At 64.9% G+C, this 13,971-nt stretch carries 12 protein-coding genes; 3 read left to right on the top strand and 9 right to left on the bottom strand.

The genetic code is table 11. From position 1 onward, the window contains the following. Window positions 1-301 precede the first annotated feature (301 nt). Window positions 302-5,059 (top strand): DUF4082 domain-containing protein, encoded by a 4,758-nt coding sequence (locus BACI349Y_RS08420; RefSeq protein ID WP_159631729.1) that lies wholly within the window; start codon window positions 302-304, stop codon window positions 5,057-5,059. A 14-nt stretch (window positions 5,060-5,073) separates the two neighbouring features. Here the strand turns inward: BACI349Y_RS08420 and BACI349Y_RS08415 are convergent, their stop codons facing one another. The 8 genes from BACI349Y_RS08415 to coaD form a co-directional block, all read right to left on the bottom strand. Beyond that, window positions 5,074-6,117 (bottom strand): TolB family protein, encoded by a 1,044-nt coding sequence (locus BACI349Y_RS08415; protein WP_159631728.1) that lies wholly within the window; start codon window positions 6,115-6,117, stop codon window positions 5,074-5,076. After that, window positions 6,114-7,388 carry an MFS transporter gene (locus BACI349Y_RS08410; protein WP_159631727.1) on the bottom strand — a complete coding sequence of 425 codons (1,275 nt, stop codon included), beginning with the start codon at window positions 7,386-7,388 and terminating at the stop codon, window positions 6,114-6,116. Before BACI349Y_RS08410 ends, BACI349Y_RS08415 begins: the two co-directional genes overlap by 4 nt. A 2-nt stretch (window positions 7,389-7,390) precedes the next feature. Further along, a complete protein-coding gene (locus BACI349Y_RS08405; protein WP_159631726.1) occupies window positions 7,391-8,035 on the bottom strand; it encodes a hypothetical protein in 645 nt (214 codons plus the stop codon). Window positions 8,036-8,151: 116 nt separating this feature from the next. Next, a complete protein-coding gene (gene mutM / locus BACI349Y_RS08400; RefSeq protein WP_159631725.1) occupies window positions 8,152-9,117 on the bottom strand; it encodes a bifunctional DNA-formamidopyrimidine glycosylase/DNA-(apurinic or apyrimidinic site) lyase in 966 nt (321 codons plus the stop codon). Between the two features lie 6 nt (window positions 9,118-9,123). Beyond that, the gene (gene rnc, locus BACI349Y_RS08395) at window positions 9,124-9,852 is read right to left on the bottom strand and encodes a ribonuclease III (RefSeq protein WP_159631724.1); all 729 of its coding nucleotides are present in this window, start codon (window positions 9,850-9,852) and stop codon (window positions 9,124-9,126) included. Window positions 9,853-9,873: 21 nt separating this feature from the next. Then, a complete protein-coding gene (gene rpmF, locus BACI349Y_RS08390; protein WP_009356569.1) occupies window positions 9,874-10,077 on the bottom strand; it encodes a 50S ribosomal protein L32 in 204 nt (67 codons plus the stop codon). A 36-nt stretch (window positions 10,078-10,113) separates the two neighbouring features. Beyond that, window positions 10,114-10,638: a YceD family protein gene (locus BACI349Y_RS08385; RefSeq protein WP_159631723.1), complete on the bottom strand. Its 525-nt coding sequence runs from the start codon at window positions 10,636-10,638 to the stop codon at window positions 10,114-10,116. A 122-nt stretch (window positions 10,639-10,760) separates the two neighbouring features. Continuing rightward, window positions 10,761-11,261, bottom strand: a complete 501-nt coding sequence (gene coaD, locus BACI349Y_RS08380) for a pantetheine-phosphate adenylyltransferase (RefSeq protein WP_159631722.1) — start codon at window positions 11,259-11,261, stop codon at window positions 10,761-10,763. Between the two features lie 43 nt (window positions 11,262-11,304). Between coaD and BACI349Y_RS08375 the strand changes: the two genes are divergently transcribed. Further along, window positions 11,305-12,534 (top strand): aminotransferase class I/II-fold pyridoxal phosphate-dependent enzyme, encoded by a 1,230-nt coding sequence (locus BACI349Y_RS08375; RefSeq protein ID WP_201302410.1) that lies wholly within the window; start codon window positions 11,305-11,307, stop codon window positions 12,532-12,534. Beyond that, window positions 12,534-13,322, top strand: coding sequence for a spermidine synthase (locus BACI349Y_RS08370; RefSeq protein WP_201302409.1), 789 nt, complete (start codon window positions 12,534-12,536; stop codon window positions 13,320-13,322). The genes BACI349Y_RS08375 and BACI349Y_RS08370 overlap by 1 nt, the downstream gene beginning before the upstream one ends. Here the strand turns inward: BACI349Y_RS08370 and rsmD are convergent. Beyond that, window positions 13,319-13,963 carry a 16S rRNA (guanine(966)-N(2))-methyltransferase RsmD gene (gene rsmD, locus BACI349Y_RS08365; RefSeq protein WP_159631720.1) on the bottom strand — a complete coding sequence of 215 codons (645 nt, stop codon included), beginning with the start codon at window positions 13,961-13,963 and terminating at the stop codon, window positions 13,319-13,321. The genes BACI349Y_RS08370 and rsmD overlap by 4 nt on opposite strands. Between the last annotated feature and the right edge of the window lie 8 nt (window positions 13,964-13,971).

Below are 13,971 nucleotides of genomic sequence, written 5' to 3'. Positions count from 1 at the left end.
AGGGGCCTGTGTGGATTTCCACACACCTGCCCGAAATGGTTTTCCATTTCCTGCAGGCGCGTCCCGGCCGCCCCTAGACTCTCGCTTACAGGGCAGCCTGCTGGCTGGCGTTGGTGGTCTCAAAAGGTCTTTCGGACCGGTTCCCGCCAACGCCTTCCAACTGCCAGTGCAGACAGCTCCGGTTATTGGGTCCTGACGCAGGGACAACTGAATATCTTGGTTTGGCTGCCCCGGGGGGAGCGGCTTTCGGAAGGGACGCCAATGTCCCACCGATACCTTCGCTTCAACCCAGGAGTTCACAATGCCCGCATCGAAGGCGCATCACCGGCTGGTCCTGAAAAGGACAGCTGCCACGTTGGTACTCGCTCTTCTTGCAGCATTGCTTCCCGCATTTGCACCCCTGGGAGTCCTCCAGTCCGCCTACGCCACGGACCCTTGCGCGCCGCTGCTCAATCCCATTGCGTGCGAGAATTCGAAGCCGGGCAGCCCGTCCTCGGAATGGGACATCGACGGAGCCGGTGACAGCACCCTGCAGGGCTTTTCGACGGACATCAGCGTCAACGCGGGCCAACCGCTGCAGTTCAAAATCGATACAACCGCCAGCAACTACACCATCGCGATCTACCGGACCGGGTGGTACCAGGGACTTGGTGCCCGGAAGGTCGCCGATGTGGTTCCCTCCGCGCTCCGGCAGGCCCAGCCGCAATGTACTTCGGACGTGGCCACCGGACTTTACGACTGCGGCACGTGGGCCGTCTCCGCCACGTGGCAGGTCCCGTCCACAGCCGTCTCCGGCATCTACCTTGCAGTCCTCAACCGTCCCGACACCGGCGGCCGGAGCCACATCACCTTCATCGTCCGCAACGACAGCAGCCAGGCCCCTGTAGTCTTCCAGACCTCCGACCCGACCTGGCAGGCCTACAACACCTACGGCGGTTCCGATTTCTATGAAGGCGGCAGCAACGGGCGCGCCTACAAGATCAGCTACAACCGGCCCGTCGCCACCCGCAGCGGTCCCGATGGACGTGACTTCTACTTCAGCAATGAGTACCCCCTGGTCAGGTTCCTCGAAAAGAACGGCTATGACGTCTCCTACATCAGCGGCGTGGACACTGACCGGAACGGTTCGCTGCTGCTCAACCACAAAGTGTTCCTGTCCGTGGGCCACGACGAGTACTGGTCCGGCGCCCAGCGCGCCAATGTCGAGAAAGCGCGCGATGCCGGAGTGAATATGCAGTTCCTGTCCGGCAATGAAGCCTACTGGCGCACCAGATATGAACCATCGAAAACGGACGGGGCGGCGTACCGCACCCTGGTCTCCTACAAGGAAACCTGGTCGAACGCCAAAATCGACCCGAGCACTGAATGGACGGGAACGTGGCGCGATCCCCGCTATGCCGCACCCGCCAATGGCGGCGGACGGCCGGAGAACGGCCTGACAGGCACGATGTACATGTCCAACTTCACGGACCTGCCGGTCACGGTGAGCGCAGCGGAGGGGAAGTCCCGTCTGTGGCGCAACACGTCCCTTGCGTCGCTCCCCGTGGGAGGCTCCGCCCAACTTGCGCCCCACACAGTGGGCTACGAATCGGACGAAGATCTGGACAACGGTTTCAGGCCGGCAGGACTGGTCAGGCTCTCCACCACTACCGGGGCCGTGGACCAGTACCTGCAGGACTTCGGCAATACCGTGAAGCCCGGCACAACAACCCATAACGTCACGCTGTACAAGGCCGCCAGCGGGGCCTTGGTGTTCTCTGCAGGCAGCGTGCAGTGGACCTGGGGGCTCGACCAGCAACATGACGGCCCCGGCGCGGCTCCTGATCCCCGGATGCAGCAGGCGCAGGTCAACCTTCTGGCGGACATGGGAGCCCAATCCGCCACTCTTGACGCGGCATTGACGGCTGCGAGCGCCAGCACCGACACAGCAGGACCGACGGTGTCCATCACCTCCCCCGCAGACGGCACCACCATCGCGCACGGATCGTCCGTGACGGTATCCGGAACCGCCACCGACACCGGGGGCATCGTGGCCGGCGTCGAGGTGTCAACGGACGGCGGCAACACCTGGCACCCTGCCCAGGGAAAGCAGAACTGGACGTACACCTACATCCAGAAGGGCCTGTCCACCGCCAGCGTCCGGGTCCGGGCAATCGACGACAGCGCGAACGCCGGAACCGCGGCTACCCGGAGTATTTCGCTTAGCGGCCCGTACACCGTCTTCGGGCAGCAAGTCCCCGCGGTGGACGACGGCCAGGACGGCGGAGCCTACGAACTCGGCATGAAGTTCACCCCCACCACCGACGGTTTCATTACCGGCGTGCGCTTCTACAAGAGCACATCCAACACCGGAACCCATGTCGGTTCGCTGTGGAGCCCTGACGGACAGCGGCTTGCCAGCGCTACTTTCGCTTCCGAGACCGCAACCGGCTGGCAAAAGGTTCTCTTCACCCAGCCTGTGGCTGTCACCGCAGGGACGACCTACACCGTCTCCTACACCGATCCGAAAGGACATTACGCGGTCAAGGACTACCAGTGGGCGTACTTCGGCTTCAGCGATCCGCCCATGACGGTGGCGGGAGGATTCGGAAGCCCGGCGGCAGGCGTCTACGGCAGCCCTGATACGTATCCGTCCGCCTCGTACGGCAACGGAAACTACTTCGTGGACGCAGTCTTCGACACCACGGACAACACCCCCCTGACGGCTTCGGGACAGTGGCCGTTGCCGGGATCCTCAAGCGTTCCCCAGTCGACCACCGTGGGCGCTGTATTCTCCAAGCCCGTGACGGCCTCCAGCGTGCAGCTCAACCTCACGGCCGCGAACGGTACCCAGGTGGCCGGAACAACGGTGTACGACTCCGTGAGCCGCAAGGCGACCTTTACGCCGTCCTCCCCGTTGGCGCTGGCGACGACGTACACCGCCGTACTCTCCGCGACGGCTTCCACGGGCGGCACCCTGACGGCGGGAGGGACGTGGTCGTTTACCACAGTCGTCTCTCCGCCGACCCCCGGCACCTGCCCATGCAGCTTCTACGACGACTCGGTCCAGCCCGGCATCCCGGAGGTCAAGGACGGGACGCCGCTGACCCTGGGCATACGCTTCTCCAGCACCGCTGACGGCACTGTGACCGGCGTGCGCTTCTACAAGTCGGCAGGCAACACCGGAACCCACACCGGAACGCTCTTCTCGGGGTCGGGCACCGCCCTGGCGACGGTCACGTTTGCGAATGAGTCAACCTCGGGATGGCAGACGGCCTACTTCAACCAGCCAGTGGCAATGACCGCAAACACCGAATACATCATGGCGTACAAGAGCACCACCGGCACGTATTCGGCCACTGTCAACGGCTTTGGTTCCGGCCTCTCGTCGGGCAACCTCCGGGCGGTGTCCGACGCCGGAGCCTACTCCTACACCAGCGATTTCCCGGCCAACCGCTCGACAACGAGTTACCTGGTGGACGTCGTGGTCCAATATCCGGATCCGCCGTTCACCGCGACCGGCCAAACGCCGCTTCCCGGCTCGTCAAGTGTTCCCCTCAACACCCTGGTATCGGCGACGTTCTCCAAGCCGGCCACAGCCTCAACGGTTGCCCTGGTCCTTACCGGGCCTGATGGTGCGGGAGTGCCAGGGGCCACGGCTTTCGACTCCACGGCCGGAAAAGTGACCTTCACACCGTCCGTTCCCCTGAACCCGTCCTCAACCTACACGGCAACCGTCACTGCCACGTCCAGCACAGGGCAGCAGCTCAGCGCCGGCGGCAGCTGGACCTTCACCACGGTTCCTCCGCCACGGGTCGAAGGCACGTGCCCCTGCACGCTCTACCAGGACACGGTGACGCCCACCACCCTCGAGGTCAAAGACGGTGTCCCGCTGTCACTGGGAGTGCGGTTCGCCAGCTCCGCCAGTGGCAACATCACCGGAATCAGGTTCTACAAAGCCGCGGGAAACACCGGAACGCACACGGGAACGCTGTTCACCGCGGCAGGGCAGCAACTGGCCAGCGTCACGTTCTCCGGGGAATCCACCGCCGGGTGGCAAACGGCAACCTTCAGCCAACCAGTGGCCATAGCCGCCGACACTGAATACATAGCCGCCTACAAGTCCCCCACCGGCACCTACTCCTACACCCAGGGCGGGTTCTCCACCGGCTTCACCAGTGGCCCGTTGCGCACCACGCAGGGCTCGGGCGGATACTCGTACAGCAGTGATTTCCCCGGCAACTCGTCCAGCAACAGCTACCTCGTGGACGTGGTCTTCACAAGCACAGCCACAGCGTCGCTGACGGTCAGCTCCTTCTCACCCGCAGCAAACGCAACGGGGGTGGCGGTGGACACCAAACCCGCACTGACGTTGTCAGCGGCGGTACAGCCGGGCTCGGCGTTGCTGCTTTCCACCGGAGGAACCAGCATCACGGGCAGTTCCGCCCTGTCGGCTGACGGGCGGACCATCACTTTCAGCCCCGCGCAACTCCTGCCGGCGGGCGCTGCCATCACGGCAAGCGCCAGTAACGTGGTTTCCACGAGCGGCGCCGTCCTCGCGCCCACCTCCTGGCAGTTCACCACCGCGAGCCCCCCGCCACCCAGCCAGACGCTCTTCTCCAGCATGCAGCCGCAGGTTGCGACGTCTACGGAGACCCGGGCCATCGATCTGGGTACTGCGTTCCGGACCACGGCGCCCGGGACGGTTACTGCCTTGCGCTTTTACAAGGGGCCAAACAATACCGGAGTCCATACGGGCGCCCTGTGGGACCCGTCCGGCGTCAAGGTGGCCGGGGTGACCTACGCGAACGAGACCGCGAGCGGATGGCAGACAGCCGTCCTCTCAACGCCCGTCAGGCTCACGGTGGGGTCCACGTATGTGGTGTCCTACAACGCCCCAGCGGGCAAGTACTCGTACACCAGCAACTTCTTTGCCAAAGACTGGACCAGCGGGGTGCTCGTGGCTCCAGCCGCAAAAAACGGTCTCTTCAGGTATGGGACGGGAACGGCTGTGCCCAACCGGACATCGTCCGGCACCAACTACTTTGTCGACGTTGTCTTCGCGCCGGATCCGGCCTGAACGTCCGCCGCGAATCAGCGGACAACGGAGGGTGACCAGGCATGTTCGATGAACAGCACAGGATTGGCGGCCGGGTCCACGCCGATCTGCCAGATATCGCTGTCGCCCGCCTCATCGGACCGCGGAAGTCCATAAAGCAGGGTGGCGTTGTCGAGCCACTCCACCTGGTCATCAACACTCGCTGTCTCCCGAAGAACGGTCTCCCTGCCGCTGGCCAGGTCAAGGACAGCGATATTCCAATGGGGATCGAGCGGGCCGGCGGCATTCTTCTTGTAGGCCACGCGTGTTCCGTCCGGAGAGATGGAGGGGCACTCCGCTCCGTCGTAGACAGCAGTGAGGGTGCGTTCCGAAACGCTGCCCTTGACCAACCAGATCCGGCCGCTGGATGCAGCCGTGGCATAAAAGGCATTCGGTTGGCCGGGGACGAACGTCACCCCCCAGATGTTGCGGTCGTTGGCCATGACCTTTTCTCCATTCACCACCAGGGCAAACTCCTCCAGGCTGCCCGATTCACTGCCGGCCCCGAGCGGGGTGATCGAAGTTTCCGTTGAAAAACCTGCGCCGGCGTAGGAATGGCCTGTGACGAAGACTGTGGTGGCGACCGAGTTTCCCGTGCGGTCAATCCTGGCCCGGCTGGGTATGCCGCGCAGCGCCCAACTGCGTTGTTGCTGCCAATTCCTGTCGTACAGGGAAGCCTCAAAACGGGTAACGAGGCCCCGCTGGGTGCGCAGGCAGATGACTGCGCTCCTGGTTCCATAGGTCCGGTCGCAGTCCACGCCGCTGACCGCACGGGCGCCGGCCGGATCGGACAAGGAAACCGTGGCGGCCTGACCGTAGGCCTGGCCCGAGGCCGTGTTGCGGAAGAGGACGAACGGTTCCGCGGGCAACGGAGACCCTCCCGCGGAGACGTCGGATTCGGAGGCCGCCGCCTGGCTTTCCTGGAAACGCTGGACGGCTTGGAAGGCGAAGAAACCGGCTCCCGCAAGGGCCATGGCAGCGACAAGCAGCAGTACGGCCCACCGGCCTTTGTCACCGGTGGGCCTGGCACGAAGGATCATGCATGCACCTTAGCTGCTTTGGCGCGGCCAAGGAGCAGCGGCGAGGCCAGCACTGCGAGGGCCAGCAGGCAACCCACGAGGATCAGAGCTGCGGTGGGCCCCACCGCGAACCACAGGACACCGAATCCGGCCGAAGCAACCATCCTGCTCACCGCCACAACCGTCTGGGCTGCACCTATTCCTGTGGCCAGACGCTCCGGAGAAACCAGTTGGCTTGCCAATGCGGTCAGGACCCCGTCAGTCGCCGCGTAAAAGATGCCGAGGAGGACCAGGCACCCTGCAACTGCTCCTGCGCCCGTGAAAGGGAGGGCAGCCAGCAGGTAGCAGGCCAACAGGGCAAGGTGGCCGGCGACGAACACCTTGGTCCGTCCCCAGCGGTCGGCGAGCCTCCCCAGCGGGATGGCCAGCGCCAGGAAGACGGCGTTGGTGCCCACGTACAGCATCGGAAACCATTGCAGTTCGAAGGCATTGCGGTCCTGGAGTGCCAGGTAGATGAATCCGTCACCGACCGTTAGCAGGCCAAAAAGTCCCGCGGTAATCAGGAGGCGGCCGAGTCCGCTGCGGTGCAGCGTCCTCCACCGGATGATGGGTGCAGGACCCGCCTTTCTGCTTCCGGACGCGGTGCGCAGTTTTAGGGCCGGCAAGTCCGGGACAAATAGCGCCAGTGCTGCCACACCAATCACGGCAAAGGCCAGGGAAACCACAAAGACGGTGGAATATCCGGATGGTATGAGAAGCAGGATGGCGGCGGCCAGCAGGGGACCGAGCGCCGCGCCGACGGTGTCGAGCATGCGGTGGACGCCGAAATGCCGTGCAAGGTGCTCAGGCTGCGCGTTGACTGTGATCAGGGCGTCCCGCGGCGCGGTCCGGATTCCCTTGCCGATCCTGTCCGCGGTGATAGTGCCGGTGAGGCTCCAGAATCCCCCGGCAAAAAGCAATGCCAACCTCGCCGTGGCGGACAGGCCGTAACCGGCCAGTGCAACATATTTGGGCCGGCCGGCGCGGTCCGAATACCATCCGGCCGCGATCCGGACCAGCGAACCCGCGCCCTGGTTGATACCGTCCAGGACACCGAACGCGATCACCGAGAGGCCCAGGTAGCCTGTGAGGTACAGGGGAAGAACCGCCGCCACTGACTCCGAGGAGACATCGGTAAACAGGCTGACGACACCGAGCCAAACGATGGTCGGGGCGAACCTGAAGGGAACAGCAGTGCGTGCCTGTTCTGTCCCGCCTTGGCCGCCGTTACGGTCAGAGACGGAAATATACATGCTTACTTACCCGCACTGGTGTGGAATCTTCCGAGCAGGCTGAAGTGGGTGGCGCCGGTTCCCGTGCTTGTGGCGGAAACAGTTATCTGGTCCTTGCCCCGGACAAGATTTATAGCAGCCCCGCCCTGGCCGGCCTGGGCAGCTTCGCTTCGGAATCCAGTCTTGAACAGGCTCTGTTGGAAGTGGGCAAGGGCCTGGTCAATAGTCAGCGGAGTGATGCCCTCCGCTGTGAACTCCATGGCCCCCTCCCCCGGACTTACGGCGGTGAAGACCGGCACGGTCTTGTCCGGAAAAGAAACAATGTTGGACGGAAAGCCCCGGACTACCGAATTCCTCGCCGAGGCCGCCGCCGGAAGCGGGGCCCGCACCAGCGGGGCCGGAACCGCGGGCAGCGGAAGGGCGCGCGGCGGGGCCTGGACGGGTGGCAGAACTTCCAGCGGCCGTTGCCCCTGCCCGGAACCGGGTGCAGCAGGCAGGGACGCCCGCGGCTGGCTGAGCGCGGCAACTCCTCCGGTTTCCGTGGACGCCAGCATTACTGCCGACGTCTCCAGGGGTTCAGCCGTGGCCTGGTTCAGCACCAGGGCAACGCCGGCCAGCGCGACGGCTGCACCCGCCCCTGTAAGACACAAACGTTTCAGGACCGTCATGAGGGCCACCTCGTGCTGGTGAATGGAACCGCGGGCTTCATCACCCCAGTGTTCCAGCGGATTCCACATTCAGGAACCGCAGAATCCGCAGAGTCCCGCCGTTTCGTCAGGGCAAGTTACCAGCGGCCGTTGCGCGGCCGTGGCTGGCAAACCGGGCAGGTGTGGGACGACCGGTTCATGAACTGGTCCCGCCGAATGATCGCGTTGATCCCCGCTGCGGCACACCGCTTGCACGGCTCGCCCTGGCGGCCATAGGCGCTGAGGGACCGGTCAAAGTAGCCTGAGGCGCCGTTGACGTTGACGTACAGCGAGTCGAAGCTGGTTCCTCCTGCGGCGAGGGCATCGAGCATGACCTCCCGGGCGCTGTCCAGGACGCGCCGCGCCTCGCTGCGGCGAAGGGTGTCGGTGGGCCGGGCGAAATGCAGGCGGGCCCGCCACAGGGCTTCGTCGGCGTAGATGTTGCCAATGCCGGACACCAGCCCCTGGTCCAACAGAGCCCGCTTCAAGCCCGTCTTGCGCTTGCGGAGGCGTTGGTAGAAGAGGTCGAAGGAAAAAGACGGGTCCAAGGGGTCGCGCGCGATGTGGGCAGCTTCCGCGGCGATCAGCGGAAGGGGGGACTCTGCCAGGCCGCCGGGGCCGTCGTCGTCCGTGGGAATTAAAGCGGTAACGAACAGGCCGCCGAAGATCCGCTGGTCCACGAACCGCAGCTGGTCCGGCATGCCCTCCCGTGGACTCAGGCGGAGGCGGACCTTGAGGTGCTTTTCATCGGGGACGTCCGGATCCTGCATCAGGAGTTGCCCGCTCATCCCCAGATGTGCCATGAGCGCGACTTCCGGTACCGGTGCGGTCCCAGGATTTTCCAGTGCAGCGGGGCCGTCCGTCAGCGGCATCCAGAGGAACTTGCCGCGGCGCACGACGTCGGACACCGTTGCACCCTCGAGGTTGCCGGCAAAGTCCCCGGGCCCAAGGGCATGGCGCCGGACGGAGCGCGGATCCAGGACGTCGACAGCACTGATGGTCCGGCCTCGGACCCAGCTCACCAGGCCGCGGCGCACCACTTCGACCTCGGGCAGTTCAGGCATGGAACACTACGTGGCGGTCACGGAGCCCGCGGACGTGCCGGCTGCACTCCGTGTCTCGGCGCTCGAAAGTACACGCCAGGCGTCGGCCGCTGCTTCCTGCTCCGCTTCCTTCTTGGAATGCCCGGAGCCCTTGCCGTAGGCCGTTCCACCGATGTTCAGCACAGCGGTGAAGGTGCGGGCATGGTCCGGGCCGGAGCCATCCACTGCGTAATGGATGCTGCCCAGCTGCCGGCTGGCCGCGAGTTCCTGGATGCTGGTCTTCCAGTCGGTGCCGGCGCCCAGGACGGCGGCATCCTTCAGCAGCGGTCCGATCAGCCGCATGACCAGCTGCCGCGCGGTCTCGATGTCGTTGGAGACGTAGGTTGCCCCGATCAGGGCCTCCATGGTGTCCGCGAGGATGGATGCCTTGTTTTTGCCGTGGGTAAGTTTCTCGCCCTGGCCCAGGTAAATGTACTCACCAATGCCCAGGCTGCGTCCGATGCCCGCAAGGGCACGGGTGCTGACGACGGCGGACCGGCGCTTGGCGAGTTCGCCTTCGGGCAGGTCCGGGTTGTCCCGGTACAGGGCATCAGTGACGGAAAAGCCCAGGATGGAGTCGCCCAGGAACTCGAGGCGCTCGTTGGTGGGGATACCGCCGTTCTCGTACGCGTACGAGCGGTGGGTAAGCGCAAGACGAAGCGTCCCGGCGTCAATAGAGACACCGAGACGCTTCAGAAGCTCTTCAGTTGAAGACATCAGTCAGCCTGTTGGGGCCGATTAGACGTCAGCGACCTTGCGGCCCTTGTACTCAAGGAACAGCGCGGTGCCAGCAGAGTCGGTAACGACCTTTGCCTGGTGCGGCAGGCTGTAGGTGACCTGGCCGTTCTCAACGGTCTTCACCAGGTGGGGGGCGGTCGCCTTCCACTGCGAGCGGCGGGCGCGGGTATTCGAGCGAGACATTTTCCGCTTGGGAACAGCCACGGCTAACTCATTTCTCTCTAGACAAACACGTACAAATCAATTTTGCCGGTCAGGCTTAGCCATATCAGCTAGGGCAGCCCAGCGAGGATCCAGGACCTCGTGGTGGTGCCCCGGCTCGTCTTCCAGGCGAACTCCACATTCGGAGCAAAGGCCCTGGCAGTCTTCCCGGCACACCGGCTGGAACGGCAGATTGGTGACAACCGCGTCCCGCAACACCGGTTCAAGATCGATTACATCGTGCTCGACTCGACGTTGCTCTTCATCTTCTTCTCCATCCGAGAGCTCAATGCCCTCGTAGAAGAAAAGTTCTTGCACATTGACCTCAAGGTCATACGCAAGGGGATCCAGGCATCGGCCGCACTCGCCGGTTACTTCGGCGATAACGGTTCCTGATACCAGAATTCCTTCGTGTACGGCCTCCAGCCTCAGGTCGAGCTCGACATCCGAGCCTTCCTGAACACCAATGAGCGCCACACCAAGATCACCCGGTGCGGGTACATGTTCCTTCAGTGTCCGCATGCTTCCCGGGCTGCGCCCGAGGTCCTTGACGTCGAACGCCAAGGGCGAACCAGCATCTCTGTTAATGAGAACTCCTGTTGAACATATGACCGACGTACCATCTTAGCCTGAAGAGCCATGGTGACTCAAACCGGCAGCGGGCAGCGCCGAAGTACCGATCCAGCCTACCGCTTTGGCTGCTGATCCGGCGAAGGCTCGCCGGAAACCATGCGCCGGTGCACCGACCGGGGCACATAGTCCGAGACGCTGCCGCCCAGGACAGCCACCTCCTTGATCAGGGTGGAGGACAGATGGACGTAGCTGGCCTCTGCCGGGAGGAAGACCGTCTCCACCCCGCTCAACTGCCGGTTCATGGTGGCCATGGGAAGCTCGTAGTCAAAGTCCGACGACGACCGCAGTCCTTTGACAATGGCGGAGACACCACGCTGGCGGCAGTACTCCGCCAGCAGCCCCTCGCCCACCGGTTCCACCACGATGCCCTTAAGCGACGCCAGGGTCTCCCGCGCCATCTCCAGCCGCTCTTCCAGGCTGAACATGTACTTTTTCGCATAGTTGGTGGAGATGGCCACAATGACCTCGTCGAAAAGACCGGCAGCCCGTGCAATGACTTCGAGATGGCCGTTGTGGATGGGGTCGAAGGATCCGGGGCACACAGCGCGTCTCATGCTCCGAACCTACCTCATGGAAAGGCCGGGATACCATGACTGGATGCATCGAGCACGGGAACTTTCCACACCCCTGGCACCTGCTCCGTGGCAGCGCACCGCGCTCGGAGCGAACCTCCTGGCGCCGGACGGCGGACTCGGAGTCACCATCTTCGAAGAGATGACCACCCTGGCCGTCCAGACGGGGGCCATCAACCTGGGACAGGGCTTCCCCGATGAGGACGGGCCGGCGGAAATCAGGGAGGCGGCGCGGGCCGCCATTGCGGCCGGTGCCAACCAGTACGCACCGGGCAAGGGCCTTCCGGAACTCCGGGAGGCGGTGGCCGCGCACCAGGAGCGCTTTTACGGGCTGGCGCCGGACCCGGCAACGGAAGTCATCATCACTACCGGGGCTACCGAGGGCATCGCCGCCTCCTTGCTGGCGTTCGCCGGGCCGGGCGATGAAGTCCTCACGTTTGAACCGTTCTACGACTCCTACGGCGCGGTGATTGGACTCTCCGGAGCCACCCACACCACTGTCCCCCTGGCGGCCCCGGACTTCATGCCGGACCTGGCGGCGCTGGAGGCAGCCTTCAGCGAACGGACGCGGGTGGTGCTGCTGAACAACCCGCACAATCCCACGGGAGCAGTTTTTCCGCCGGCAATCCTGCAGCGGGTGGTGGATCTTGCGGCCAGGCACGGCAGCATGATCATCACCGACGAGGTGTACGAGCACCTCACCTTCGGCGTGAGCCATACCCCCGTGGCCACTCTTCCGGGCGCCGCTGACCGGACCATCACCATTTCCTCCGCCGGCAAGACGTTTTCCCTCACCGGCTGGAAGATCGGCTGGCTGAGCGGCCCCGGGGAACTGGTCGCGGCGGTCCGGACGGTAAAGCAGTTCCTCACCTACAGTTCCGGCACCCCCTTCCAGGCAGCGATCGCCCGGGGACTGGCCCTGCCGGACGGCTTCTACACCGGCATCGCCTCTGCTTTGGAGCAGAAGCGGGACATTCTCAGCGCGGGGCTCCGGGCTGCCGGCTTTGACGTCTTTTCTCCGCAGGGAACCTACTTCGTCAATGTGGATACAGCCCCGCTGGGCATCACGGACGCGCTGGACCTGGCCCGGCGCCTGCCGGCACTGGTGGGGGTCGCCGCCATCCCTGTTCCGGTCTTCTGCCACCCGGAAGGCGCGGAACGGACACGAAGCCTGCTCCGCTTTGCCTTCTGCAAGAGGACCGAAGTCCTGGAGGAGGCCGCCGAGCGGCTGGCAACCCTGCGCGGCAGGCTCTGATGTCCGGCCGCGGCGGCAGTGGCGCCAGCCGCTTCCTGCGGACCACCGGCCAGCACGCCACGATCGAACCCGACGCCTTTACCGATGGCGGTTACGTCCTGCGCATCGGCGGCGCCGAACAGTCACACGTCAACCTTGACCGGCCGGAAGACATCTTCTACGAGTACCTGCGCCGGATCGGGCACCTGGTGGATCTGGCGGCACCGGCCGGGGAACCGATCAGGGCGCTCCACCTGGGGGCAGGGGCTCTGACGCTGGCGCGGTACATCCAGGCGACCCGTCCGGGCTCGACCCAGTACGCGGTGGAGCTGGAACGTGAACTGCTGGACTTTGTCCTGCGGCACCTTCCGATGCCCGAGGGGACAAACCTGACCACCGTCATCGGCGATGCCCGCGAAGCACTCGGTGCGCTTGACCCGCGCCTCACGTTCGACGTCGTGATCCTGGACATCTTCTCCGGCCCGGAGGCACCGGCGCACATCGCCAACAGCGGTTTTTACCGCGAGGCCGGGGAGCGCCTGGGCCCGGAAGGGCTCCTGATCGTGAATGTGGGTGACGAGCCGGCGCTCACGCTCGTCAGGAGCCAGGTGGCGGCGATGCGCGGGGCCATGGCCGATGTGGGCGCCGTTGCCGAGGCCGGCATGTTCCAGGGCAGGTATCCGGGAAACATCATCCTTGCGGGGACCCAGGGCCCCTGGCCGGAATCGTGGACAGCTGAGCTGACATCGCGGGGCCCCCACCCCGCAAGGGTCCTGGCCGGAGTGGACCTGGACCCTTTCTCGGCCTAGGCGCCCGGGGACTCAGCCCCGTCAGCGTCCGCCAGGTCACCGTCAGCCAAGTCACCGGGGGCGATGGCGTCGGGAACAAACGGCTCCGCGAACCACAGCCTGGTCTCCCCGTATTTCTTTTCGGCGAACCTGGTCATCCCCTCGGGCCAGCCCGGTTCCGGTGACCGCGAGGAGCGTTCCACCACCACCACGGCTCCGGGGCCCAGGTGGACCGCGAGCTTCTGCAGCACCGCCGACAGCGTGCCGTCCTCCAGCGGATACGGCGGGTCCAGGAACACCAGGTCCCAGGCAGCCGTTGCCGCCGCGCGGTCAAGGAACGGCTCCACCTTGGAGCGGTGGACGGTTACGGTTTTCTGGCCCAGCACTCCATTGATGAGGTCAGCGTTGCGCTGGCACACGGCGCTGGCCTTGGCGTCCGACTCGACCAGGTCCACCGCCCGCGCTCCCCTGCTGCCGCTTTCCACGCCCAGGGCACCGGAACCGGCATAAAGATCCAGCACCCGGGCGCCGGCGATCACGTCGAAGGCATCGAGGCGGGAGAAGAGCGCTTCCTTGACCCGGTCCGTCGTAGGCCGGGTCAACGATCCTGGAACAGCTACCAGCGGTGTGCCGCCGGCGGCCCCGGAGATGATCCGCGTCACGGCGCCCA

The sequence above is a fragment of the Arthrobacter sp. 8AJ genome (assembly GCF_902506025.1).
Lineage (GTDB): Bacteria > Actinomycetota > Actinomycetes > Actinomycetales > Micrococcaceae > Arthrobacter.
The sequence above is the reverse complement of the archived record's forward strand: the minus strand, read 5'-3'. Positions and strand labels throughout refer to the sequence as shown.

Coding starts and splice junctions, on each gene's coding strand:
- BACI349Y_RS08370 (WP_201302409.1), top strand. CDS start 12,534: ATGTCCGGCCGCGGCGGCAGTGGCGCCAGCCGCTTCCTGCGGACCACC.
- BACI349Y_RS08415 (WP_159631728.1), bottom strand. CDS start 6,117: ATGATCCTTCGTGCCAGGCCCACCGGTGACAAAGGCCGGTGGGCCGTA.
- BACI349Y_RS08410 (WP_159631727.1), bottom strand. CDS start 7,388: ATGTATATTTCCGTCTCTGACCGTAACGGCGGCCAAGGCGGGACAGAA.
- mutM (WP_159631725.1), bottom strand. CDS start 9,117: ATGCCTGAACTGCCCGAGGTCGAAGTGGTGCGCCGCGGCCTGGTGAGC.
- BACI349Y_RS08405 (WP_159631726.1), bottom strand. CDS start 8,035: ATGACGGTCCTGAAACGTTTGTGTCTTACAGGGGCGGGTGCAGCCGTC.
- BACI349Y_RS08375 (WP_201302410.1), top strand. CDS start 11,305: ATGCATCGAGCACGGGAACTTTCCACACCCCTGGCACCTGCTCCGTGG.
- coaD (WP_159631722.1), bottom strand. CDS start 11,261: ATGAGACGCGCTGTGTGCCCCGGATCCTTCGACCCCATCCACAACGGC.
- rnc (WP_159631724.1), bottom strand. CDS start 9,852: ATGTCTTCAACTGAAGAGCTTCTGAAGCGTCTCGGTGTCTCTATTGAC.
- BACI349Y_RS08420 (WP_159631729.1), top strand. CDS start 302: ATGCCCGCATCGAAGGCGCATCACCGGCTGGTCCTGAAAAGGACAGCT.